Annotated in this window: 22 protein-coding genes; 8 read left to right on the forward strand and 14 right to left on the reverse strand. The window is 72.1% G+C overall.

Annotated features, from left to right (window positions below; all coding sequences use genetic code 11):
* Positions 1-315: 315 nt before the first annotated feature.
* Complete coding sequence (locus AB0F44_RS03990) at positions 316-672, forward strand: hypothetical protein (protein ID WP_357352893.1); 357 nt, start codon at positions 316-318, stop codon at positions 670-672.
* A gap of 21 nt (positions 673-693) precedes the next feature.
* Here the strand turns inward: AB0F44_RS03990 and AB0F44_RS03995 are convergent, their stop codons facing one another.
* The 11 genes from AB0F44_RS03995 to AB0F44_RS04045 all read right to left on the reverse strand — a co-directional run bounded on the left by AB0F44_RS03995 (position 694) and on the right by AB0F44_RS04045 (position 11,877).
* Complete coding sequence (locus AB0F44_RS03995) at positions 694-2,019, reverse strand: MFS transporter (protein WP_357352895.1); 1,326 nt, start codon at positions 2,017-2,019, stop codon at positions 694-696.
* A gap of 197 nt (positions 2,020-2,216) precedes the next feature.
* Positions 2,217-2,669: a MaoC family dehydratase gene (locus AB0F44_RS04000; protein WP_357352897.1), complete on the reverse strand. Its 453-nt coding sequence runs from the start codon at positions 2,667-2,669 to the stop codon at positions 2,217-2,219.
* Positions 2,669-3,892, reverse strand: coding sequence for an acetyl-CoA C-acetyltransferase (locus AB0F44_RS04005; protein ID WP_357352899.1), 1,224 nt, complete (start codon positions 3,890-3,892; stop codon positions 2,669-2,671). The genes AB0F44_RS04000 and AB0F44_RS04005 overlap by 1 nt, the downstream gene beginning before the upstream one ends.
* Positions 3,889-4,767: a MaoC family dehydratase N-terminal domain-containing protein gene (locus AB0F44_RS04010; protein WP_357352901.1), complete on the reverse strand. Its 879-nt coding sequence runs from the start codon at positions 4,765-4,767 to the stop codon at positions 3,889-3,891. Before AB0F44_RS04010 ends, AB0F44_RS04005 begins: the two co-directional genes overlap by 4 nt.
* Positions 4,768-4,784: 17 nt before the next feature.
* Entirely contained in the window at positions 4,785-5,522 is a 738-nt protein-coding gene (gene fabG / locus AB0F44_RS04015; protein ID WP_357352903.1) for a 3-oxoacyl-ACP reductase FabG, read from the reverse strand.
* 1 nt (position 5,523) lies between these two features.
* Complete coding sequence (locus AB0F44_RS04020) at positions 5,524-6,684, reverse strand: acyl-CoA dehydrogenase family protein (RefSeq protein WP_357352905.1); 1,161 nt, start codon at positions 6,682-6,684, stop codon at positions 5,524-5,526.
* Positions 6,681-7,523, reverse strand: coding sequence for a CoA ester lyase (locus AB0F44_RS04025; protein ID WP_357352907.1), 843 nt, complete (start codon positions 7,521-7,523; stop codon positions 6,681-6,683). Before AB0F44_RS04025 ends, AB0F44_RS04020 begins: the two co-directional genes overlap by 4 nt.
* A complete protein-coding gene (locus AB0F44_RS04030; RefSeq protein WP_357352909.1) occupies positions 7,520-8,779 on the reverse strand; it encodes a CoA transferase in 1,260 nt (419 codons plus the stop codon). The genes AB0F44_RS04025 and AB0F44_RS04030 overlap by 4 nt, the downstream gene beginning before the upstream one ends.
* A complete protein-coding gene (locus AB0F44_RS04035) occupies positions 8,766-10,151 on the reverse strand; it encodes an MFS transporter (protein WP_357352911.1) in 1,386 nt (461 codons plus the stop codon). The genes AB0F44_RS04030 and AB0F44_RS04035 overlap by 14 nt, the downstream gene beginning before the upstream one ends.
* Positions 10,148-10,933, reverse strand: coding sequence for a CoA-transferase (locus tag AB0F44_RS04040; RefSeq protein ID WP_357352913.1), 786 nt, complete (start codon positions 10,931-10,933; stop codon positions 10,148-10,150). The genes AB0F44_RS04035 and AB0F44_RS04040 overlap by 4 nt, the downstream gene beginning before the upstream one ends.
* Positions 10,930-11,877, reverse strand: a complete 948-nt coding sequence (locus AB0F44_RS04045) for a CoA-transferase (RefSeq protein ID WP_357352915.1) — start codon at positions 11,875-11,877, stop codon at positions 10,930-10,932. The genes AB0F44_RS04040 and AB0F44_RS04045 overlap by 4 nt, the downstream gene beginning before the upstream one ends.
* 163 nt (positions 11,878-12,040) lie before the next feature.
* Here AB0F44_RS04045 and AB0F44_RS04050 point away from each other — a divergent pair, with 163 nt between their 5' ends.
* Positions 12,041-12,949, forward strand: coding sequence for an acyl-CoA thioesterase domain-containing protein (locus tag AB0F44_RS04050; protein ID WP_357352917.1), 909 nt, complete (start codon positions 12,041-12,043; stop codon positions 12,947-12,949).
* Between the two features lie 6 nt (positions 12,950-12,955).
* On the opposite strand, the gene AB0F44_RS04055 is transcribed toward AB0F44_RS04050, so the two are convergent.
* The gene (locus AB0F44_RS04055) at positions 12,956-13,873 is read right to left on the reverse strand and encodes a LysR substrate-binding domain-containing protein (RefSeq protein WP_350659837.1); all 918 of its coding nucleotides are present in this window, start codon (positions 13,871-13,873) and stop codon (positions 12,956-12,958) included.
* 83 nt (positions 13,874-13,956) lie between these two features.
* On the opposite strand from AB0F44_RS04055, the gene AB0F44_RS04060 reads away from it, so the two are divergent.
* The 4 genes from AB0F44_RS04060 to AB0F44_RS04075 are packed head-to-tail and all read left to right on the forward strand — an operon-like array spanning position 13,957 to position 18,502.
* Positions 13,957-15,189, forward strand: coding sequence for a CaiB/BaiF CoA-transferase family protein (locus AB0F44_RS04060; protein ID WP_357352919.1), 1,233 nt, complete (start codon positions 13,957-13,959; stop codon positions 15,187-15,189).
* Positions 15,190-15,223: 34 nt separating this feature from the next.
* Complete coding sequence (locus AB0F44_RS04065; protein ID WP_357352921.1) at positions 15,224-16,372, forward strand: acyl-CoA dehydrogenase family protein; 1,149 nt, start codon at positions 15,224-15,226, stop codon at positions 16,370-16,372.
* Positions 16,369-17,145 (forward strand): enoyl-CoA hydratase-related protein, encoded by a 777-nt coding sequence (locus tag AB0F44_RS04070; protein ID WP_357352923.1) that lies wholly within the window; start codon positions 16,369-16,371, stop codon positions 17,143-17,145. Before AB0F44_RS04065 ends, AB0F44_RS04070 begins: the two co-directional genes overlap by 4 nt.
* A 40-nt stretch (positions 17,146-17,185) precedes the next feature.
* Positions 17,186-18,502 (forward strand): TIGR01777 family oxidoreductase, encoded by a 1,317-nt coding sequence (locus AB0F44_RS04075; RefSeq protein ID WP_357352925.1) that lies wholly within the window; start codon positions 17,186-17,188, stop codon positions 18,500-18,502.
* A 3-nt stretch (positions 18,503-18,505) separates the two neighbouring features.
* On the opposite strand, the gene AB0F44_RS04080 is transcribed toward AB0F44_RS04075, so the two are convergent.
* Both AB0F44_RS04080 and AB0F44_RS04085 read right to left on the reverse strand, forming a co-directional pair.
* The gene (locus AB0F44_RS04080; protein ID WP_357352927.1) at positions 18,506-19,630 is read right to left on the reverse strand and encodes a glycosyltransferase; all 1,125 of its coding nucleotides are present in this window, start codon (positions 19,628-19,630) and stop codon (positions 18,506-18,508) included.
* Positions 19,631-19,702: 72 nt separating this feature from the next.
* A complete protein-coding gene (locus AB0F44_RS04085; RefSeq protein ID WP_357352929.1) occupies positions 19,703-20,647 on the reverse strand; it encodes an SDR family oxidoreductase in 945 nt (314 codons plus the stop codon).
* Between the two features lie 132 nt (positions 20,648-20,779).
* Between AB0F44_RS04085 and AB0F44_RS04090 the strand changes: the two genes are divergently transcribed.
* Together AB0F44_RS04090 and AB0F44_RS04095 are read left to right on the forward strand one after the other, a co-directional pair.
* Positions 20,780-21,415: an endonuclease gene (locus tag AB0F44_RS04090; protein ID WP_357352931.1), complete on the forward strand. Its 636-nt coding sequence runs from the start codon at positions 20,780-20,782 to the stop codon at positions 21,413-21,415.
* A 42-nt stretch (positions 21,416-21,457) separates the two neighbouring features.
* Positions 21,458-22,489: a LacI family DNA-binding transcriptional regulator gene (locus tag AB0F44_RS04095; RefSeq protein ID WP_357352933.1), complete on the forward strand. Its 1,032-nt coding sequence runs from the start codon at positions 21,458-21,460 to the stop codon at positions 22,487-22,489.
* The last annotated feature ends 24 nt before the right edge of the window (positions 22,490-22,513 follow it).

Raw genomic sequence — 22,513 nt, forward strand, 5'->3', positions numbered from 1 at the left:
CTCCGTCGGCGCGTGTGGCTGCGGCCTGGACGGTTGGTGTCTGCAACGGGGACGGGCGCCGGCTGGGGGTTCGATGCTTTTCCGCGTTATTCGATCGTTATCCCGCTTGGGGTACCAGCGCATGCCGAAGATCGGGTATGTGCTCTTTACCTTGCTGCCGCCGCGGTGCTCGTCCGGGTAGGCCCGCGACCGATCTCGCTCCGCTGCCCTTACCTGCCCGTTACCGGACCTCAACGACTCGGTCATCCCGGCCCCGGATCATGGATACCGAGGACCTTCCCCCACCTGTGCCCGAACCACGAGAAGGAGCCGGAGATGGCCGTCGACGTCCCGAACATCCACCGCGAGAGCCGCATGGCCCGGCTCATCCGGTGGGCCGACGACTACACGCTGTGGGCGTTCAACCCGCCCGATGCGCTGGCACCGGGCGGATCGCCGACCCGCCGGGCCATTGCCGACCTGCCGGACGACCCGGCCGCGACGCTCCGTGACCTGGAGAACCAGCGCTGCCAGGTCGACAGGCACCTCGAGGATCTGCATGACGAGAGTGCCCGGGCCGTACGGCTGCTGCGGCGCCGCGGCTGGTCGTTCGGGCGGATCGCGGCGGAGACCGGGATCAGCAACCAGCGCGTCGCCCAGCTCGCTCGAAGCTCACTGGGCGCCGCCAGGTGACGATCCGGTGGTGACCGCGGCTCAGCGTGCCGCGGTCACCGTCTCGGGTCCGTCAGCGTTCTCCATCGCGGCGGCGCTCCGGCCGAGCAGCGCGCGGGAGCACACCAGGGAGATCACGGTGGTCACGACGCCGAAGGCGACGGGCACCACGATGCTGCCGGAGGTGTCGAGGAGCCACTGCAGGATCATCGGCGTGGTCCCGCACAGCGCACCGGAGAGGCCGTACGTCACCGAGATGCCGGTGTAGCGGACCCGGGCAGGGAAGGCCTGGGCGAGCATGCCCGCCATGACCGCGTAGAACATCACGTCGGGGATGGTGGCCATCACCGCGCCGATCATCGCCAGGGTCCAGTTCCCGGTGCCCATCAGCACGAACATCAGCGCAAGCGCGGGAATCTCGAGGGCGAGCAGGACCGTGACCAGGGTGCGCGGGTTCCAGCGGGTGGCCAGCACGGCGCCGAACGGCTGCACGAAGAACTGCACGACGCTGGCGATCAGGATGATGGTGAGGAAGGAGTCCTTCTCGAAGCCGAGGTGGGTCGTGGCCCAGGAGAGCGCGAAGGTGTCGCGGGCGTAGACGACCACGAAGACGCACAGGATGCCGAAGACTCCGAGGGTCAGCTCGCGGGAGTTGCTGCGGAACAGCTCGATCACCGGGACCCGGACGACCTCGTCGCGCTCCTGGAGGTCCTTCATCGCCGGCGACTCCTCGAGGCTGAGCCTGATCACGAGCCCGACCACGACCAGCGCGGCCGACGCCAGGAACGGCAGTCGCCAGGCCCACTCGAGAAGCGCGTCGTCGGGGAGCAGACCGGTCACGGCGAGGAAGCTCAGGGTCGCCAGGATCCGGCCGGCGGGGGAGCCCTGCTGGGCGAAGGCACCGAACAGGAAGCCGCGGTCGGGACGGGTGTGCTCGGTCGCGATCAGCACCGCGCCGCCCCACTCGCCGCCCACGGCGAGGCCCTGCAGCAGCCGGAGGATGATCAGCAGCACCGGTGCGGCGGCGCCGATGGCCGCGTGCGTCGGCAGCAGGCCGACGCCGACCGTGGTGACGCCCATCAGCAGCAGCGTCAGGATCAAGGAGCGCTTGCGGCCGATCCGGTCACCGAGGTGCCCGAAGACCACACCGCCGAGCGGCCGGGTCAGGAACCCGACGGCGAACGTCGCGAAGGAGAGCAGGGTCGCGACCGCGGGCTCGGCGTTGCTGAAGAACAGTGGCCCGAAGACCAGAGCGGACGCGGTGCCGTAGATGTAGAAGTCGTACCACTCGATGGTGGTGCCGACGAACGCGGCGATGCCCGCCTTGCGGGCCATCCGTTCGTCGGGGACGCGCGTTGACTGGGTCATGGGACTTGCTCCTCCGGGGGTTGTGTGTCGTCACGCACCGGAATGCTGTGTGACCGCGTTCACACTAGGAACCCGCGCCATTGCACGTCCAACACCAAATCTAGATGGCATTGATATCACCCATGAGCCTAATAATGCTCCGGGCATGCCGAGGCCGCCGATCGTCCGCAGGGAGGATCGGCGGCACTCGGGAGGCGTCAGGGAAGGACCAGCGTGATGCTCTCCGCGACGCAGACCGGTCGCTCGGCGCCCTCGGCCTCGACGGTCCAGGCGACCAGCACCTGGGTCCCGGCCGGGACCGCCCGGACCTCCTTGATCCGGGGTGTGGCCCGGATCTTCGTGCCGACCTTGACCGGCGCTGGGAACCGCACCTTCTCGAGACCGTAGTTGAGCCGGGCGGACCCGGTATCGATGGTGTAGAGCTCGGCGGCGAAGGCGGGCAGCATCGACAGCGTGAGGTAGCCGTGCGCGATGGTGCCGCCGAAGGAGGAGGCGGTGGCGCGCTCGACGTCGACGTGGATCCACTGCTGGTCGCCGCTGAGTTCGGCGAAGCGGTCGACGCCCTCCTGGGTGATCTGCACCCAGTCCGTGGTGCCGAGATCGTCGCCGGCAGCGGCCTCGATCGCCGCGATCGAGGTGAACGTACGCATCAGACCACCCGCTCGAAGACGGCGGCGAGGCCCTGGCCGCCGCCGATGCACATGGTCTCGAGGCCGTAGCGGGCCTCGCGGCGGTGCAGCTCGCGGGCGAGCGTGCCGAGCATCCGTACGCCGGTGGCGCCGACGGGGTGGCCGAGGGAGATGCCGGAGCCGTGGACGTTGGTGCGTTCGAGGTCCTCGTCGGTGAACTTCCACTCGCGCATCACCGCCAGCGCCTGAGCGGCGAACGCCTCGTTGAGCTCGATGACGTCGATGTCGGCCAGGGTCAGACCGGCCTTGGCGAGGGCCGCCTCCGTGGCGGGGACTGGGCCGATGCCCATCACGTCAGGACGTACGCCGGCGGCGGCCCAGGACACGAGCCGGACCAGCGGCCGCAGACCGAGTCGCTCGGCGAGGTCGGCGGTGGTGACCAGGCACATCGCGGCGGCATCGTTCTGGCCGCTGGCGTTGCCGGCGGTGACGGTCGCCTCGGAGTCTGAGGAGCCGAGGATCGGCCGCAGCTTCGCGAGCGACTCGAGCGTGGTGTCCGCGCGGGGGTGCTCGTCGGTGTCGACCACGACGTCGCCCTTCCGGGACGGCACGGTGACCGGCACGATCTCCTCGGCGAAGACACCGCTCTGCTGGGCGGCGACGGCGCGCTGGTGGGAGCTGACGGCGAGCCGGTCCTGCTCCTCGCGGCCGATGGCGTACTCCCGGCGCAGGTTCTCGGCGGTCTCGAGCATGCCGCCGGGCACCGGGTGGAACCGGCCGCCGGGGGTCTGCCGGCCGCGGGTGAGGCCGTCGTGGATCTGTACGCCGGTGCGCGCGCCGCCCCAGCGCATGTCGAGGGAGTAGAAGGCGACGTTGCTCATCGACTCCGCGCCGCCGGCCACCACGATCTCGCTGGCGCCGGAGGCCACCTGCATCACCGCGTTGGCGACGGCCTGCAGCCCGGAGCCGCAGCGACGGTCGACCTGCTGACCGCCGACGGTGACCGGGAGCCCGGCGTCGAGTCCGACCACCCGGCCGATCGCCGGTGCCTCGGCATTGGGGTAGCAGTGGCCGAGGATGACGTCGTCGATCCGCTCCGGGTCGATGCCGGTGCGGGCGAGCAGCCCCTGCAGTGCGGTGACGCCGAGGTCGACCGGGCTCAGGTCCTTGAAGACGCCGCCGTAGCGGCCGATCGGGGTGCGGACGGGTTCGCAGATGACCACGTCGAGGGCGGTGTCACTCATGGTTGGTGCCTTTCAGAGGTGAGGGTGGCCAGCTCGGCCGTCAGGCCGGCCAGCGCGGTGCCGTCGGGGCGCCGCAGCGCCATCTCGGCAGTGTCTGGGGCGGTGTCGGGAGCGGGGCGGTCGACGGCCACGTGGGCAGGGTCTCCGCAGAACAGCGGTGCGGTGTTGCGGTGCTTCAGACGGCGTACGACGCGGTCGGGGTGGACCAGACGCAGGGCCTCGGCTAGCACCAGGGTCGAGAGTGGGCCTTGCACGACCAGCCCGGGATAGCCCTCGACCCGGGTGGCGTAGGGCCAGTCGTAGTGGATCCGGTGCGGGTTGGCGGTCGCCGCGCTGAACCGCATGAGCAGGGTCGGGTCGGTGACGAACCGCCAGCCACCGTCCTCGGCCACCAGCGGCGGCCCGGCCGGTGCGATCGCCGAGGCGGGCTCGGGGTCCGGGAACGACGTCGGCGATGGCGCGGCATCGCGGTAGATCAGGTCCTGCCGCTCGTCCACGAGCAGGTCGTCCCGGCCGGCGTCGACCAGCCGGGTGACCACCGTGACGATCGCCAGCCGCCCGCTGCGGCCCGACTTCTCCTCGACCGAGACCACCTCGGACTCGCGGACGACCTCGGTGCCGACCCGGAGGTCGCCGTGGAACGTCACCTCGCCGCCGGCGAACATCCGCCGAGGCAGGTCGATCGAGGGCAGGAAGTCGCCGCGGCGCGGATGACCGTCGACGCCGATGCCCGACGACGCCGGCCAGCGCGGCAGCGCCACCCAGTGCCACAACGGCGGGAGTACGTCCCCGGCGGCAGGCACCGGAGCGCCACTGTCGAGGAGAGCGCCGAGAGCGGCGACCGGCCCCGCGTCGAGGGTCTCGACCGAGGTCACCCCCCGCGGCCGCCAGGTCACATGAACCTTCCGCCGGTCACCTCGGCGACCGTTCCGGTCATGTACGAGGAGAGCGAGGAGGCGTAGAAGAGCGCGACGTTGGCGATCTCGGCCGGCTCACCGGCGCGGCCCATCGGGATCTCGGCCATCTTCTCGTCCCAGATCCGCTGCGGCATCGCCTCGGTCATGGCGGAGCGAATCAGCCCGGGCTGGATCGCGTTGACCCGGACCCCGTGGTGGGCCATCTCCTTGGCCGCGGCCTTGGTGAGGCCGACGATGCCGGCCTTCGCGGCCGAGTAGTTGGTCTGCCCGACCATCCCGACCTTGCCGGAGATCGAGGAGATGTTCACGATCGCGCCGGACTTCTGCTCGCGCATCCGGGCGGCGGCGAGCCGGGTGCCGTGCCAGCAGCCCTTGAGGTGCACGGCGATCACCTGGTCGAACTGGTCCTCGGTCATCTTCCGCATCGTCGCGTCGCGGGTGATGCCGGCGTTGTTGACGACGATGTCGAGTGAGCCGTACGTCGCGACCGCGGTCTCCAGCGCGCGCTCGACGTCCTCGGCGCTCACCACGTCGCAGGCGATGCCGGTGGCCACGTCCGGGCCCAGCTCCTTGGCCGCAGCCTCGGCGGCGGCGCCGTCGAGATCGGCGAGCACCACCCGCGCTCCTTCCGCCACGAAGCGCTCGGCGACGGCGAGGCCGATGCCCTGCGCACCTCCGGTGATGACCGCGGTCCGGTTCTCGAGAAGTGCCATGTCAGTTCTTTCCCTTCTGGTCGCGCGCCACCAGCTGGGCGGCGATCACGTTGCGCTGGATCTCGTTGGTGCCCTCGCCGACGATCATCAGCGGGGCGTCGCGGAAGTAGCGCTCCACGTCGTACTCCTTGGAGTAGCCGTAGCCGCCGTGCACCCGCACCGCGTCGAGGGCGACCTGCATGGCCGCCTCCGAGGCGAAGAGCTTGGCCATCCCGGCCTCCATGTCGGCGCGGTCGCCGGCGTCGAGCCGCTCGGCCGCGTCGAGCGTCATCAGCCGGGCGGCGCGCATCTTGGTGCCCATCTCGGCGAGCAGGTTGCCAACCGACTGGTGCTTCCAGATCGGCTTCCCGAAGCTCTCCCGGGTCTGGGCGTAGGAGAGAGCGTCGTCGAGCGCGGCCTGGCCGACGCCGACGGCGCGGGCGGCGACCTGGATCCGGCCGACCTCGAGGCCGCGCATCATGTGGCCCCAGCCGAGGTCAGGCGTGCCGCCGAGCACCGCGGTCGCCGGCACCCGCATGTGGTCGAAGGTGAGCTCGCAGGCCTCGATGCCGCGGTAGCCGAGCTTGGGGATCTTGCCCGAGACGGTGAGCCCGTCGCCGGGTTCGACCAGCACCACGCTCATGCCCTGGTGTGCGGGCGAGGCGGAGCGGTCGGTGACGCAGAGCAGCCCGATCAGGCCGGCGTGCTGGGCGTTGGAGATCCAGGTCTTCGAGCCGGTGATGACCAGTTCGTCGCCGTCGGCGTCGGCGAACGTACGCATCCCCTGCAGGTCGCTGCCGCCGGACGGCTCGGTCAGCGCCATCGTGGCGCGCAGGCTACCGTCGGCCATCCGGGGCAGGTAGGACTCCTGCTGCCCCGGGGTCCCGAAGTGACGGACCAGATAGCTGATCACCGAGTGTCCCCCGATCGCGCCGGCCAGGCTCATCCAGCCGCGGGCGAGCTCCTCGGTCACCCGCGCGAAGCAGGCCGTGCTCACGTCGACGCCGCCGTGCTCGGCGGGCACCAGGAGGCCGAAGAAGCCGAGCTTCTTCATCTCCTCGATGAGCTCCTCGGGGTAGATGTCGTCGGCCTCGAACTCGCGCACCCGGGGGCGTACGCGCTCGTCGACGAAGTCGGCGACGAGCCGGACCATGTCCTGCTCGTCGGGGGTCAGGCTGTTCATCTGGCTGCTCCTGGGGTGGGTCGGTTGAGGGAGACGATGCGGCGGGCGCGGGCGACGACGGGGGCGTCGACCATCCGGCCGTCGACGAGGGCGACGCCGTCCTCGGTCGCGGCGGCCAGGACGCGCTCGGCCCAGGCGAACTCGTCGGGTGTGGGTGCCAGGGCCGCGGCGGCGGGGGCCACCTGGCCGGGGTGGATGCAGAGCTTGCCGGTGAACCCGAGGGCGGCGGCCGCGGTGGCGTCAGCGGTCAGCCGCTCGTGGTCGCGTACGTCGCCGGTGACGCCGTCGATCGGGCCGGCCAGGCCGCCGACCGCCGAGGCGAGCACCAGGTGGCCGCGCGCGGGCGCGAGGGCGGGTGCGTGGTCGGGATCGACGCCGAGCTCGGCGGCCAGGTCGAAGCTGCCGAAGGCGAGGCGTACGACTCCGGGGGAGCGGGCCAGGTCGATGGCCCGCGCGACGCCGAGCGCGGTCTCGACCAGGGCGACGACGGCGGAGCCGTCGGGGAGCGTGGCCAGGACGGCCGCCACGGTCTCGGGGCTGTCGGCCTTCGGGAGCACCACCAGCGACGGCCCGCCGAGGGCGGCGAGCGCGGCGACGTCGGCGTCGTGCCAGGTGGTGCCGGCGGCGTTGATCCGCACGGCGACGGTGACACCTGCTCGGGGGAGCCAGTCGGTGACGTGGGTACGGGCCGCGTCCTTGTGCGCCGGGGCGACGGCGTCCTCGAGGTCGACGACCACGACGTCGGGGCCGGCGGCGGCAGCCTTGGCGAACCGCTCCGGCCGGTCCCCGGGGACGAACAGCCAGGTGCGTGCCGCCCCGGCGATCTCGGCGGTGCTCATCGCGACACCACCTCCCGGGTGCCGATGACGCCGCGGCTCAGCAGGTCGTCGAGCCGCTCCGTGGCCAGGCCGAGGGCGCCGGCGAGCACCTCGCCGGTGTCCTGCCCGACGGCGGGGGCGGGCCGGGGAGCGCTCCGGTGGCCGTCGACGGTGATCGGCGCGCCGGGAGCGAGCAGCTCGCCGACACCGGGCTGGCTGACGGTCGAGAACAGCGGATGCTCGCGCAGCAGCCGGGCGTCGTCGGCGGCGAGGTCGCGGAAGCTGCGGTAGGGCGACCACAGGATCCGGGTCTTCGACAGCGCCCTGGTGACGTACGCCGTGTCGTGCTGCTCGAACCAGGCGGCGATGAGGCCGCCGAGCACGGTGCGGTGCCGGAACCGCGCGCCCTCGTCGGAGAAGTCGGCATCGAGCGCGCGGGCCAGCGCGGCCACCGCCTCGGCGAGGCCGGTGATGCCCAGCAGGTCCGACCACTGTCGTGGGGTGAGTGCCACCAGCATGAAGCGGTCGCCGTCCGCGGTGGTGAAGTCGCGACCGAAGGTGCCGTACACGTGGTTGCCGATCGAGCCGCGCTCGCCCGCCGGCCGCAGCTGCGCCTCAGCGAGATAGCCGAGGTTGCCGGCGGCAGCGAGGGCGACGTCCTCCAGTGCGACGCGCACCTCGGCGCCCTCGCCGGTGACCGCGCGTCGTCGCTCGGCGGCGAGCAGGCCGGTCGCGAGGTGGAGGCCGGCCGCGAGGTCCCACGCCGGCACCACACCGTTGACCGGTGCCGCATGCTCCTCCGGGCCGGTCACGAGCGGGAAGCCGGTGCCGGCCTGCACGGTGTAGTCGACGGCGGTCCCGCCGTCGTGGCGCCCGGTGAGGAGCACATGGATGACGTCGTCGCGGCGGGCGCGCAGCGCGGCGTACCCGAGCTCCGACCAGCGTTCGGTGTTGGTGACCACGATGCCGCCGGACGGACCGCCCGAGACGACCAGGTCCGCGACCAGCTGCCGCCCCTCCGGGTGGGTGCAGTCGACTGCGATGGCCTTCTTGCCGGGGTTGAGCCCGTTCCAGTAGAGGCTGGCGCCGCCGTCGCTGAGCGGCCAGCGAGTTCGGTCCGGGCCGCCTTCGAGCGGCTCGACGCGGATCACCTCCGCGCCGAGCTGCGCCAGGGTGGTGCCGCACAGCGGAGTGGCGACAAAGCTGGACACCTCGACCACCCTCAGGCCCGCGAGTGGTCCGGAAATGGGGTCAGGCGTGGGATCAGCGGTGGTCATGGAACACCCTTTCTGCGGAGGGCTCGGAGGACGGGGCCGAGGGGCCGGCCATCGCCCAGGTCAGGGCGACCGCGGCGACCGGGACGCCGTAGACGAGGGAGAGGTTTCCGGTCGGGTAGGCGATCGCGACCCAGGAGTAGCCGACGGCGAGGCCGGTGAAGCGGAGCATGTTGTGGAGGCCGAGCGCGACACCGTCGGCGGCGGCCGGCGAGGTCATCAGACCGAGCGCGGAGGTCGCCTGGACGACACCGATCGCCGCGCCGGTCAGCACGAGCGCGGCCACGGTGAACGTGACGATCGTGCCGGACCCGGACCCGGAGGCGGTCGCGGCCAGGGGGAGCGCGAGCAGGCCGAGCGCGAGGAGCACCAGCCCGCCGCGCAGCGTGCGCCGGGCGGTGAACCGTTCGGTGACCCGGGAGGAGAGCGGCGCCGCGAGCGTCATCGCCAGGGCCAGCGCGAGCATGGTGATGCCGATGTGTCCCGGGCCCAGGCCGAGGTCGCGGCCCAGGTGCAGGGGAGTGGCGACGATCGCGACACCGAGGCAGCCCATCACCGTGCCGGCGGCCATCGTGCTCGCGACGAACCTCCGCTCGGTGAGGAGGCCGGGCGGGACGAACGGTCCGGCGCTGGTGCGCCCGAGCTGGCTGTGCACGGCCAGGGCGAGCACGCCCACGGCCGCCATCCCCGCGGCCACCGCGACCTCGCCGTGCTGTCCGAGCCAGCTGACGGCGCCCACGAGCGCGCCGATCCCGACCAGGAGCGTCGCCATCCCGCTGACGTGGAGCGGAGCGTACGACGCGGGCACGTCGGGCACCACGGTCAGGCACAGCACCAGCAGCACGGCGCTGAGCGTGGCGTGGGTGATGAACACCCACCGCCAGCCGAGCGTGTCGGCGACCAGTCCGCCGAGGGGCGGCCCGAGCGCCTGACCGACGCCGATCGCGGCTGCCCAGGCGGCCATCACCCGGGCCCGGTTGCCGGCCCAGTGCCGGCCGAGCACCTGCTGGATCGCGGGCGGCACCGCGGAGCACGCAATCCCCTGCAGGGCACGCATCACGACCAGGAACCCGAGCCCCTGGCTGAAGGCCGCGCCCGCCTGTGCGGCCACCATCAGCAGCAGCGACCCCGCGAGCACCCGCCGAGAGCCGAACCGCTGGCACATCCAGCCCGAGATCGGTGCGAAGACGACCATCGCCAGCGTGAACGCGCTGACCGCGAAGACGATCCCGCGCGGCGAGGCCCCGATCGCGTGGGCGATCACGTTGATCGGGGCGCTGATGATCGTGCTCGACAGGGTGCCGAGCGTGGAGCACGCCAGCAGGGCGACGTACGCCGACCGGCGCGGTTCCAACGTGATGGTGGAGGGGCTCATCGGAGGTAGAGCCGCACCGTGTCGATCTCGTCGCGGAGCAGCCGGACCTCCTCGACGGTCGGCCGGCCGGTCTCGCGTACGTCATCGGCGACGCGGATGTCCCACCCGGTGGCGGCGCGGACGTCGTCGACGGTGAGGCCGGGGTGGACCTCGCTGATCTCGAGCTCGCCGAGCTTGTCGGGGCGGCGCAGCACCGCCATCGGGGTGATCACGGTGGAGACCCCGTGGCCGCGAGGCACCATCCGGGGGTCCTCCTCGTACGCGCGCACCGGGCTGGGCGAGGTGCAGAAGTCGAGCTGCGCCGGAAGGGCGCCGGGGTCGTGGCGGCGCAGCACGACGATGCACTCGCCCGCGTTCGGCATGATCTCGGCGGCGCCGCCGGCACCGGGGAGGCGGACGGCGGGCTTGTCCCAGTCGCCGATGAAGCTGGTGTTGAGGCTGCCCCAGCGGTCGATCTGGGCGGCGCCGAGGAAGCCGACGTCGACATGGCCGCGCTGCAGGACGTAGCCGAAGAGTGCGGGCATGCTCAGCACCGCGGCGGCCCCGGAGACCAGCACCGAGTCGGCGATGCCCTCCGCCAGGCCCTCCGGCTGTGCGCCGCAGATGCCGGACTCGTAGACCAGCTCGACGTCGGGGTTCACGGTGCGGCGCGCCAGGTCGACGGCGAGCGTCGGCAGCCCGACGCCCGCGAAGACCCGGTGCTTGCCGACGAGCTGGCGGGCGGCGACCGCGGCGAGGAACTCGGTGCTGGACGGAGCCACGTACGAGAGCGGGGCGTTCACGAGGCCACCTCCTTGGCGGCCACCCGGCGGCGGCCGAAGTCGACGGGCTGCGAAGGCCGAGGAGCGACACCGAGCCCGTCCCAGCGCTCCGCTCCGAGCTTGTCGAGGTACGCAGCGCGGTCGGGCACCTGGTGCACCCACTCCTCGAGCCAGCCGAGCACCGCCTCGCGGTCGCGGCTGATCGGCGTCCACTCGCGGTAGAAGGCGTTGTCGCGGTCGTAGTGGCCCTGCGTGTAGGACGGGTGCGCGCCGCCGGGAACCTCCACCACGGCGGTGACCGCGTGGGACGGCAGCACGGTGCGGTTCGGATCCGAGCGGACCACGTCCTCCTCGACGATCTCCTCGACGGTCGCGATCACGGTCTCGGCTGCGTACGCCGCTTCCTGCTGGGCTCCGACGATGCCCCACATCTGGACGTTGCCGGAGCGGTCGGCACGCTGGGCGTGGACGATGGTCACGTCCGGGCGCAGCGGCGGCACGACGTAGATGTCTGGTCCGCCGTAGGGATCGGAGACCTTGCGGATCAGCGGGTTGAGCTTCGGGAGGTCGCTGCCGGCGTACGAGCGGAGCGGGAAGAACGGCAGCCCGGCGGCGCCCGCCTGGTAGCGGCAGACCATGCCGTAGTGGCTGTACTCCTCCACCTCGAGCGGTTGCGGGTCGGCGTTCTCCACCCGGCGCCGGACCTCGTGCAGGGAGCCGGCCGAGCCGCTGGCGAAGAAGGAGGCCACGAGCTTCGAGACGCAGCCGGCGGCGATCATCTGGTCGGCTAGCAGGTCGGGAGTCATCCGGCAGAACGTCAGGTCCCGACGGCCCTGGCGGATGATCTCGTGGCCCGCGGCGAACGGGATCAGGTGGCCGAAGCCCTCGAGCGCGACCGTCATGCCGTCCTGTACGTGAGCGGCCACCGCCGAGCTGAGATCGGTGACCTTGTCGGGCGCGGCCATGGGTGCTCCTCGGGGGCGGGCAGGGGTTGGTCAGTGGTCCCAGCCTGACGCCAGCCGCGTGCCGAACTCCAATACTTCTTCCGCCGCTCATTGTTGACGGATACGTATGAATAGTTCGAGACAGATATCGAATGTGATGACAAACGACGGCACAATGAGCCGGGTGGACCCTGCCTCTCCTGCCGCTGACACCCGTGCTGCCGTGACCCTCGACGAGCTGCTCGACCTCCTCGACCTGAGCTGCGTCGACGAGCCGACCGGCCGGGTCAGTCACTGGATCGGACAACCGCAGCAGCACCCCGCCGGCAGGCTCTTCGGTGGCCTTCTCCTGGCTCAGGCGCTGGTCGCCGCCGGCCGTGGGGTCGGGGCCGACCAGCGGATCATTAGCCTGCAGGCCGACTTCGTCGGCGGAGTGCCGACGGACCGGCCGCTGCACTGGGAGGTCACGGTCGTCTCCGACGCGCCCTCGCTGGCGACCCGGCGCAGCCGGCTGCTCGACGACGCGGGGGAGGAGCTCTTCGGAGCGGTCACCCGATGGGCGACCGTACGTACCGACCTGCCGTCGCACAGCTCGCTCCGGCCGCGGCCCGCGCCCGACCCCGAGACGCTGCCGGACCTGGCCGATCGGTTCGGCTCGGACGAGCGGATCCCGCCCTGGTGGCGGCTGCACCGACCGGTCCACTTCCGGCACGCGGTGGCCCCGCCGTACTTCACCGTCGCCGAGCCCGGCGACCGGCAGAGCAGCTTCTTCCGGGCGACCGGCCCGCTGCCGGACGACCCGGTCCTGCGGGCCGCGCTGGTCGCCTACGTGAGCGACATGAGCATCCTCGAGGCGTCGTTCCTGGCGCTCGGGTCGGCCCGGCACAAGCCCGGCGCCCGGATCCTCAGCCTGACCCACGCGCTGACGTTCCACGCCGCGTCCGACCTGACCGACTGGCACCAGTTCGACTGCCGCGTGGAGTCGGTCGCCCACGGACGTGCCCACGGCGTCGGTGAGCTGTTCGACGAGACCGGTCGCCATGTCGCCACCGCGTCGCAGGTCGGTCTGGTGAAGGTGGCGACCGACCGCTGACCGGTCTCAGGCGGGCGGAGTCGACGGCAGCTCCGGTGTTGGCAGCGCCTCCTCCGAGGCACGCAGCACCGCGTGCAGCGCCGGGCTCCGGTCCTCCTGCCGCCAGGCGAGCTGCTGGAATGTGGGGCGGTCGCACTCGCTGATCCGGACCACCTCGATGCCGGTCTGCACGACGTTGGCGATCGCGGTGTCGAGCGTGAACGTGATGCCGACACCGGCCGCGACCAGCGCGACCGCGGTCCAGCTGTCGGGTGCGGTCTGCACGATGTTGGGCACGAACCCTGCCTGGGACGCCGTCTCGATGAAGGCGTCGCGCACGCTGGAGCCGGGGTCGGCCGGCAGCGCCACGAACGGCTCGTCCCGGCACTCCGCCATGCTGACCTCCCCGCGGCCGGCGAGCCGGTGACCGGCCGGCACGGCGAGCACGTAGTGCTCGACCGCGATCACGCGGTGCGCGAGGCCCTGCGGCTCGATCCGCCATCGAGCGATGGCCAGGTCGAGCTCGCCGTCCTGCAGCGAGCGCAGCGCCTCGTAGTTGTACGTCGTGCTCTGCAGCATCAGCTCGATCCCGGGATGCTGCTCGCGGACGATCCGGCCGAGCTGGCCGACGAGCACGTGGGAGGAAGGACCGGCGAATCCGATCCGGACCCGGCCGGTCTCGCCGCGGCCGGCCGAGCGGACCGCCCGGCGCGCGGTGCGCAGGCCCTCGAGCACCTCCTGGGCGGGACGGACCAGTGCCTCACCGGCCGACGTCAGCCGTACGCTCCGGGTGGTGCGGTCGAACAGCTGGGCGCCGAGGTCGCGCTCGAGCTGCTTGATGGTGCGGCTCAGCGGCGGCTGGGCGATGTGCAGCCGCTCGGCCGCCCGGCCGAAGTGGAGCTCCTCGGCGACGGCCAGGAAGGCCTCGAGATGGTGCAGGTCCATAGGGACAACTCTTGCATCAGTGGGAACAATCCTCCAAGGATTAGGTATTGGACGCGCATAAGAAGTCGCGGGATGCTTTCTGCATGACCACCGACATGGGCATCGACCTGCTGCCGCTGGAGGGCATCACCGTGGTCGCCCTCGAGCAGGCCGTCGCGGCCCCGCTCGCCACCCGTCACCTCGCGGACCTCGGCGCCCGCGTGATCAAGCTGGAGCGGGTGGGCGAGGGTGACTTCGCCCGCAACTACGACCATGCGGTGCACGGCCTCGCCTCCCATTTCGTCTGGCTCAACCGCGGCAAGGAGTCGGTGGCGCTCGACCTCAAGTCGCCCGACGGCGCCGAGCTCGCGCGACAGTTGGTCGCCCGCGCCGACGTCTTCCTGCAGAACGCCGCGCCCGGAGCTGCCGAGCGGCTCGGCCTCGGCGCGGAGGAGCTCGCCGAACGGCACCCGAGGCTCGTCGTCGCCGGCATCTCCGGCTACGGCACCGGCGGCCCGCTGCGCGACCGCAAGGCGTACGACATGCTGATCCAGGCGGAGTCCGGGCTGATCTCGGTCACCGGCACCCCGGAGACGGCGACCAAGACCGGCGTCCCCAGCTCCGACATCGCCGCGGGCCTCTACACGAGCCAGGCGATCGTCGCGGCACTGTTCCGGCGCGAGCGCACCGGCAAGGGCGGCATCGTCGACGTGTCGATGTTCGACGCGACCGTCGAGTGGCTCGGGCACCCGATGTACATGCAGATGTATGGCGGCCGCCAGGTGCCGCGGATGGGGCTCAGCCATGCCTCGATCGCGCCCTACGACGCCTACCCGACCGCCGACGGGGAGATCCTGATCGGAGTGCAGAACGACCGCGGCTGGCGGGCACTGGTGACCGACGTCTTCGAGCGGCCCGATCTGGTCGACCATCCCCGGCTGGCCACCAACCCGCTGCGGGTCGCCCACCGCGAGGAGTGCGACGCGGTCGTCGCCGAGCACACCCGCGGCTTCGCCACCGCCGACCTCGACGCCCGGCTCGCCGCCGCCGGCGTCCCGGCGGCCCAGATCAACGACATGTCCGGCCTGGTCGAGCACCCGCAGCTCGCCGGTCGCGACCGGTGGCGCGAGGTCGCCACTCCTGCCGGGCCGGTTCGCGGCGTACTGCCGCCGATGACGTTCCGCGACGTCGAGCTGCCGATGGGCGCGATCCCGGAGCTCGGCGCCCACACCGATGCCGTGCTCGCGGAGCTCGGCCTCGCCGCCGGCGCGATTGACAGGCTGGCCGCCGGTGGCGTGGTCGGCCGGCCCACCGACGTACCCGTTCCCACGCCTTGACCACGCCTTGACCCTCCCGCACGAAGGAGCACCCATGGAGCCCGACGAGTTCACGTCGATCCTCGACGCCGTCCGCGCGTTCGTCCGCAAGGAGGTCGTCACGGCCGAGGACGAGATCGAGGAGACCGACCAGATCCCCGACCGTCTCCGGCAGCAGGCCGCGGCCATGGGGCTGTTCGGCTACGCCATCCCCGAGGAGTACGGCGGTCTCGGCTTCACCATGTCCGAGGAGGTCCGGCTGGCGATGGAGCTCGGCTGGACGACGCCGTCGTTCCGCTCGATGTTCGGCACCAACAACGGCATCGCCGGTCAGGTGCTGGTCAACTGCGGCACCGAGCGGCAGAAGCAGCAGTACCTGCCCGGGCTGGCGAGCGGCGACCTGGTGGCCTCGTTCGCGCTCACCGAGCCCGAGGCCGGCTCCGACCCGAGCGGCCTGCGCACGCGCGCGGTCCGCGAGGGCGAGGAGTACGTCATCAACGGGCAGAAGCGCTTCATCACCAACGCGATCTGGGCCGACCTGCTCATGGTCTTCGCGCGCACCGGTGACCTCGGTGAGGGCGCGAAGAACATCTCGGTCTTCGTGGTGCCGACCGACACCCCCGGCGTCACCATCGGTCCGAAGGACCACAAGATGGGCCAGCGCGGATCCGTGACGTCGGAGATCTTCTTCGACGGTGTCCGGGTGCCCGCCGAGAACCTCGTCGGCGAGGTCGAGGGCGAGGGTTTCTCCGCGGCGATGCGGTCGCTGGCCAAGGGCCGGCTGCACATCGCGGCGATGACCGTCGGCCTGGCCGACCGGCTGATCGAGGAGAGCCTGCGCCACGCCACGACCAACGGCCAGGGCGGCCAGAAGCTGGCGGAGTTCCAGCTGATCCAGGCGATGCTCGCGGAGAGCCGGACCGAGGCGTACGCCGGTCGCGCGATGGTCCTCGAGGCCGCCCGCAGCTGGGACGACGGCAGCGACCGCCGGACGGCACCCTCGATGTGCAAGCTGTTCTGCACCGAGGCGGTCGACCGGATCGCCGACCGTGCGGTCCAGATCCACGGCGGTCTCGGCTACATGCGCGAGGTGCCGGTCGAGCGGTTCTACCGCGACGCGCGGCTGTTCCGGCTCTACGAGGGCACCAGCGAGATCCAGAAGCTGATCATCGCCAAGCAGATGGTGAAGGAGTTCCAGGGGTGAGCGGCGGCCGCGCCGGCGCGGTCCGGTTCGAGGACCGTGGCCACGTCCGGATCCTCACCCTCGACCGCCCCGAGCGCCGCAACGCGCTCGACCTCGCCGACCGGCTCGACCTGCTCACCGCGCTCCGGGCCGCCGACCAGGAGGCGCGTGCCGTCGTCCTGACCGGCGCCGGCTCGGTGTTCTCCGCGGGCGGCGACATCCGGTCGATGTCGCAGGACCGCGACGTCGCCCGGCAGCGGCTCGAGGTCGTCAACGCCGTCGTACGCCAGCTGGTCACCGGCGCCCGACCGGTCCTCGCCGCGGTCGAGGGCGGGGCGTACGGGCTCGGTCTCGCGCTGGCCGCCGCCTGCGATCTGGTGGTCGCCGGCCGCTCGGCGACCTTCTCGACGTCCTTCGGGAAGATCGGGCTCGGCCCGGACACCGGGCTCGCCTACACGCTCCCGCGGCGCGTCGGGCAGGGCAGGGCGCGTGAGCTGCTCCTGACCGTACGCACCTTCGACGCGGCCGAGGCCGAGCGGATCGGAGCGGTCGAGACCGTCGTCGACGACGGCACCGCCCTCGACCACGCGGTCGAGCTGGCCTCGCGTCTGGCCGAGCTCTCGGCGCCGATGGTCGCCGGCACCCGGCGCATCCTCACCCAGCCCGACCAGAGCCTCGACGGCGTACTCGCGGCCGAGGCCGACCTCCAGGTCGAGCTGCTCACGGGCCGGCAGTTCGCCGAGGGCCGGTCGGCCTTCCTCGAGCGCCGGCGGCCGGACTTCATCAGCGCCTGAGCGGGTTGTAGGTCCGGCCGATCCGCGCGAGGCTTCGGGTATGAAGTCCCCGCTGGTCCGGGTCCACTCGCTGACGACGCTCGTCGAGGCGCCGGTGGAGGAGGTCTTCGGGTGGCATCGGCGTCCGGGGGCGATCCACCGGCTGACGCCGCCGTGGATGCCGGGTGAGGTGCGCGTGGAGGCGACCGACCTGGCCGACGGGACGGCGGTGATCTCGCTCGGCCGAGGCGCCGACTGGGTGGCCCGGCACGATCCTGACGCCTACGACCCTCCGCACCTGTTCACCGATCGACTCGCCTCGCTGCGGCCGCTGACCTGGACCCACCGGCACGAGTTCGCCGCCGACGGCGACGCGACGCTGGTCACCGACAGGGTCGAGACGAACGTGCTCGGGCGGATGGTGGACCGGATGCTCGGCTACCGCCACGCTCAGCTGGCCGCCGACCTCGCGGTCCACCACCGGACGTACGCAGAGGGCAAGGCACTCACCATCGCGATCACCGGCTCGAGCGGCACCGTCGGGCGGGCTCTGGTCCCGTTCCTCACCACGGGCGGCCATCGGGTGATCCGGCTGGTCCGGCACGCCCCGGAAGGGGCAGACGAGCGCCGGTGGGATCCGGCGGCACCCGGCGCCGACCTGCTCGACGGCGTGGACGCGGTTGTCCATCTGGCCGGGGCGTCCATCGCGGGCCGCTTCACCACGGCGCACAAGGCGGCCATCCGCGACTCCCGGATCGAGCCGACCCGGCTGCTCGCCGAGGCGGCGGCACGAAGCGGCGTACGCACTTTCGTCAGCGCCTCCGCGATCGGCATCTACGGCGCCGACCGCGGCGACGAGGTCCTCACCGAGACCTCGTCGCGGGGCACGGGTTTCCTCGCCGACGTGGTCGCCGACTGGGAGGCGGCGAGCCGGGTGGACGGGCCGCGGGTGGTCCAGGTGAGGACCGGGATCGTGCAGACGCCCGTCGGGGGAGCGCTGAGGCTCCAGCGACCGCTGTTCGCGGCCGGCCTGGGTGGCCGGCTCGGCAGCGGCGAGCAGTGGCTGAGCTGGATCGGCATCGACGACCTGGTCGACATCTACCACCGCGCCGTCCTCGACGAGACGCTCGCGGGTCCGGTGAACGCGGTCACCCCCGAGCCGGTCACCGGCCGGGTCTACGCCCAGACCCTCGCGCACGTCCTCCGCCGGCCCGCGCTCCTGCCCACGCCGGTCCTCGGGCCACGGCTCCTGCTCGGCAAGGAGGGCGCCGAGGAGATGGCGTTGGCGAGCCAGCGGGTCGAACCGGTCGCGCTCGCCGGTCACGAGTTCCGCCACCCCACGTTGGAGGCGGCACTGCGTCACGTACTCGGGCGGTGAGGGTCAGGCCTCGCCGCTAAGCAGCAGCTCCGCGGCCACGGCCGCTCCGTCGACCCTGGCCTCGGCAGCCAGCGCGATCGCCCGCGCGCGGACCTCGGGCGCCAGGGCGGCGCCGAGTGCGGCGGTGAGCGACTCGACCGTCGGTGCGGCGCCGTCGTGGGCGACCCCGGCGCCGAGCTCGGCCACCCGCCCTGCCCAGTAGGTCTGGTCGCCGGCCTGCGGCACGACCACCTGCGAGGCACCGGCCTGGTAAGCCGTCGTCGTGGTGCCTGCGCCGCCGTGATGGACGACGGCGCAGACCCGGCCGAAGAGCCGCTGGTGGTTGACCTCGCCGATGACGAAGCAGTCGTCACGACCGTCGATGACGTCCAGCCCGGCCCATCCGCGCCCGATGACCACGCGCCGGCCGTGGGTGCGGATGGCCTCGACCGTGACCCGCACGCTCTCCTCGCCGACCGTGCGCATGCTGCCGAACCCGACATACACGGGCTCCTCCCCGGCGTCGAGGAAGGCGAGCAGGTCGGCCGGGAGTGGTCGGTCGTCCTCGAGCATCCAGGCGCCGGTCTGCACGACGTCGAGGCTGGAGGTCCCGTGCCACGGGCCGAGGACGGGATCGGCCGCGAGGAGGGGACGAGTGGTGAACATGAACTCGGTGACATCGCTGACCGGCGGCAGCCCGATCGAGGCCCGGTGGGCGTCGATCGGCTCCTTGAACAGCTCGTTGAAGCCGCGCCCGTCCAGGCCGTCGACGACGTCCGGGCAGAAGAGGACGTAGTGATAGGGGATGCCCCGCGCCTCGGCGACCGAGGGCGCGACGAACTGCGACATCGCGGTCGCTACCACCACGTCACAGCCCGCGGCGGCCTCGGCCACGGTGTCGTACTGCGCGGTGATGAAGTCGGTCACCCGCTGGTGACGCTCCTCGGACGTCGGCGGCCGCTCCCAGGACCGCCACGGCTTGAGGAACGGCACGTGCGGCACACCCTCCCGCGCCAGCAGGTCGACGAACTCCTCGTCCGGCGGCGCGCACATCCGCACCTCCGCGCCGCGCCGCTGCAGCTGCACCGCGAGGGCCACCAACGGCTCGACGTCTCCCCGTGACCCGTACGTCGACAACAGCACGCGCACCCATGGCTCCGTTCTATGGACATCGGGCCGAACCCGAGAATGACGGCAGCATAAGGCTCCAGCGCCGCCGGGTCAGGACGTCGGGAGCGCGGTCCTGGTGAGGCTCGCGGAGAGCTCCCACAGCCGGGCGGCGTCCTCGGCGCTGACGAGCGGCCGGTAGAGCGCCTGCTCGGCGGGGGTCCCACCGAGGTGCCCGGGGCCGCTGGGGCCGTAGAGCCGGCCACCGGTCGCGTCGGGCGAAGTGGCGGCCAGCAGCGCGGGAAGGGCAGCGGTCTCGGGGGTGCCCAGGAGGATCCCGCGGGCCGAGAGCCAGCGGATCATGCGTACGGAGAGGGTGTCGGTCGTACGTCCGATCTCCGGTCGCGCGGCGAGCAGGTTGGTCGGGGCGACCCCGGGGTGGGAGAGGTTGCTGGTGATGCCCCAGTCGTTGGCCCGGCTGCGCCGGTCCAGCTCGAGCCCGAAGAGACCGACGGCGATCTTGGACTGGCTGTAGGCCTTCATGTCCTCATAGCTCTGCTCCCAGCTGGGGTCCTCCCAGTTGACCGCGCCGCGCCTCGCGGCGACGCTGACCTGCGACGTCACCCGGGCCTGCCCTGCTCGTAGCAGTGGCAGGATCCGGGCGACGAGGGCGAAGTGGCCGAGATGGTTGGTGCCGAACTGCAGCTCGAACCCGTCGGCGGTCGTCTGCCGCTCCGGCGGCGTCATCACGCCAGCGTTGTTGATCATGATGTGAAACGGCTGGTCCTCACCCAGCAGCGTCTCGGAGAGTGCCGCCACCGACGACAGCGAGGACAGGTCGACGTCGCGCAGCGAGATCTGGGCCTCCGGGACATGTCCGCGGATCGTGGCCAGCGCCTTCTCGCCCTTGCGGGCGTTGCGTACGGGCATCACGACCTCGGCCCCGGCCGCCGCCAGCCGGGTGGCCATCACCAGGCCCATGCCGTCACTTGCCCCGGTGACCAGGGCTCGCTTGCCGGACAGGTCGGGGATCGTGATGTCGATGGGACGACGTGGCATCGGTCTGCTCCTGGAGAGAGGATCTCGGGTCGGATCCATCCTCGGTCGCCCACCAGGATCTATCCAGGGTCTGCCGATCCCAGCCTGCGTCGGCAGCGCATGTGCCCGGCTCACGGCGGGTACGTCGACAGGGTGAGCAAACGGGACCGCGACCTGGTGCGGCGTCTGCTGGACGCCGGCGGCACGACGTACGCCGAGGAGGCCGGCATTCGGCTCCGGGACAAGCCGTCGCCGCTGTATCGCCTCCTCGTTCTCGCGATGCTCTCCTCGACCCGGATCTCGACCGACATCGCGGTCGCTGCGGCGCGGGAGCTGTCTGCCGCCGGATGGCGTACGCCGCACCGACTGCTCGACTCGACCTGGCAGCAGCGGGTGGATGCCCTCGGCCGGGCTCACTACCGCCGCTACGACGAGAGCACCGCGACCAAGCTCGAAGAGCAGGCGCAGTGGCTGCTGGAGACCTGTCGCGGCGACCTGCGAAGGCTCCGCCCGACCTCGCCCGACGGCGCCGACGCACTGATCGATGCCCTCACCGAGTCGCCCCGCATCGGCCCGGTGGGCGCCCGGATCTTCTGCCGTGAGGTGCAGGACGTGTGGCCCGAGCTGTCGCCCTTCCTCGACGGCCCGCTCCTCGACCAGGCTCGCGACCTGGGCCTGCCCGACGACCCGGAAAAGCTCGCTTCGCTGGTCCCCGGCGGCCGCTGTGCCCCGCTCGCGGCGGCCCTCACCCGAGCACGTCACGGACTTCCCGATCTCGAGGAGACCTGAGGCAGTCCCGCTGTGCGCGGTGATGCCGCTTAGGATCACCGCATGGTCAACGGGGAGTCGAAGAACGCGCCGAGCATGGCAGATGTCGCGGCCCTGGCAGGGGTCTCGCACCAGACCGTGTCCCGGGTCGTCAACGGCTCCGACGCCGTACGCGGCGACACCCGCGACCGCGTGCTGGCAGCGATCGAGGAGCTGGGCTACCGGCGCAACAAGTCGGCGCGGGCTCTGGTGACGCGGAAGTCGGGACGGCTGGGCCTGCTCTACACCCAGCCGCACCTCTACGGGCCGGGCACGCTGGCCGCCTCGGTGCACCAGGCCGGTCAGCGGGCCGGCTACGACATCATCCTGAGCCCGGTGCCGCACCTGGAGGCGACCTCGGCGGAGCGGGCGATCGAGGCGCTCCTCGACGACGCGGTCGAGGCCGTGCTCCTCGGCGTCTCGCACCAGTCGTTCGAGGACCTGGTCGCCCAGCTCACGGAGACGGTCGAGGTCGTGATGATCCACAGCGACCCGCCGGCGGGGGTGCGCTCGGTGGGGATCGACCAGCACGCCGGAGCCGTGCTGGCCACGCAGTACCTGCTCGACATCGGCCACCGCAACATCGCCCACGTGGCCGGTCCGGTCGGCTGGATCGACGCCCGGCAGCGCCGGGAGGGGTGGCTGGCCGCGCTCCGGGACAGCGACGTCCAGCCCGGGCCCGAGATCTTCGGCGACTGGTCGAGCAAGAGCGGTTACGAGGCCGGGGCCGAGATCGCCCGGGACCCCTCGGTCACCGCGGTCTTCGCGGCCAACGACTCGATGGCGCTCGGCGTGATCCGGGCGCTGCACGAGGCCGGCCGCCGGGTCCCGCAGGACGTGAGCGTCGTCGGTTTCGACGATGTCCCGGACGCTGCGTACCTCTGGCCGCCGCTGACCACGGTCCGGCAGGACTTCGCGTCGCTGGGCGAGCTCGCGGTCGAGGTGGCCATCACAGCTATCGCCGACGGGACCGTCGAGGTGCCGCCGCTGCTGGCACCCGAGCTGGTCGTGCGGTCCTCGGCCGCCCCGCTGTCTCCTCGCCGAGACGTCAGCTAGGTCGGCCGAGTTGGCACCACGCTG

The organism is Nocardioides sp. NPDC023903 (assembly GCF_040639295.1).
Lineage (GTDB): Bacteria > Actinomycetota > Actinomycetes > Propionibacteriales > Nocardioidaceae > Nocardioides.

Coding starts and splice junctions, on each gene's coding strand:
- AB0F44_RS03990 (WP_357352893.1), top strand. CDS start 316: ATGGCCGTCGACGTCCCGAACATCCACCGCGAGAGCCGCATGGCCCGG.
- AB0F44_RS03995 (WP_357352895.1), bottom strand. CDS start 2,019: ATGACCCAGTCAACGCGCGTCCCCGACGAACGGATGGCCCGCAAGGCG.
- AB0F44_RS04000 (WP_357352897.1), bottom strand. CDS start 2,669: ATGCGTACGTTCACCTCGATCGCGGCGATCGAGGCCGCTGCCGGCGAC.
- AB0F44_RS04005 (WP_357352899.1), bottom strand. CDS start 3,892: ATGAGTGACACCGCCCTCGACGTGGTCATCTGCGAACCCGTCCGCACC.
- fabG (WP_357352903.1), bottom strand. CDS start 5,522: ATGGCACTTCTCGAGAACCGGACCGCGGTCATCACCGGAGGTGCGCAG.
- AB0F44_RS04020 (WP_357352905.1), bottom strand. CDS start 6,684: ATGAACAGCCTGACCCCCGACGAGCAGGACATGGTCCGGCTCGTCGCC.
- AB0F44_RS04025 (WP_357352907.1), bottom strand. CDS start 7,523: ATGAGCACCGCCGAGATCGCCGGGGCGGCACGCACCTGGCTGTTCGTC.
- AB0F44_RS04030 (WP_357352909.1), bottom strand. CDS start 8,779: ATGACCACCGCTGATCCCACGCCTGACCCCATTTCCGGACCACTCGCG.
- AB0F44_RS04035 (WP_357352911.1), bottom strand. CDS start 10,151: ATGAGCCCCTCCACCATCACGTTGGAACCGCGCCGGTCGGCGTACGTC.
- AB0F44_RS04045 (WP_357352915.1), bottom strand. CDS start 11,877: ATGGCCGCGCCCGACAAGGTCACCGATCTCAGCTCGGCGGTGGCCGCT.
- AB0F44_RS04055 (WP_350659837.1), bottom strand. CDS start 13,873: ATGGACCTGCACCATCTCGAGGCCTTCCTGGCCGTCGCCGAGGAGCTC.
- AB0F44_RS04060 (WP_357352919.1), top strand. CDS start 13,957: ATGACCACCGACATGGGCATCGACCTGCTGCCGCTGGAGGGCATCACC.
- AB0F44_RS04065 (WP_357352921.1), top strand. CDS start 15,224: ATGGAGCCCGACGAGTTCACGTCGATCCTCGACGCCGTCCGCGCGTTC.
- AB0F44_RS04075 (WP_357352925.1), top strand. CDS start 17,186: ATGAAGTCCCCGCTGGTCCGGGTCCACTCGCTGACGACGCTCGTCGAG.
- AB0F44_RS04085 (WP_357352929.1), bottom strand. CDS start 20,647: ATGCCACGTCGTCCCATCGACATCACGATCCCCGACCTGTCCGGCAAG.
- AB0F44_RS04095 (WP_357352933.1), top strand. CDS start 21,458: ATGGTCAACGGGGAGTCGAAGAACGCGCCGAGCATGGCAGATGTCGCG.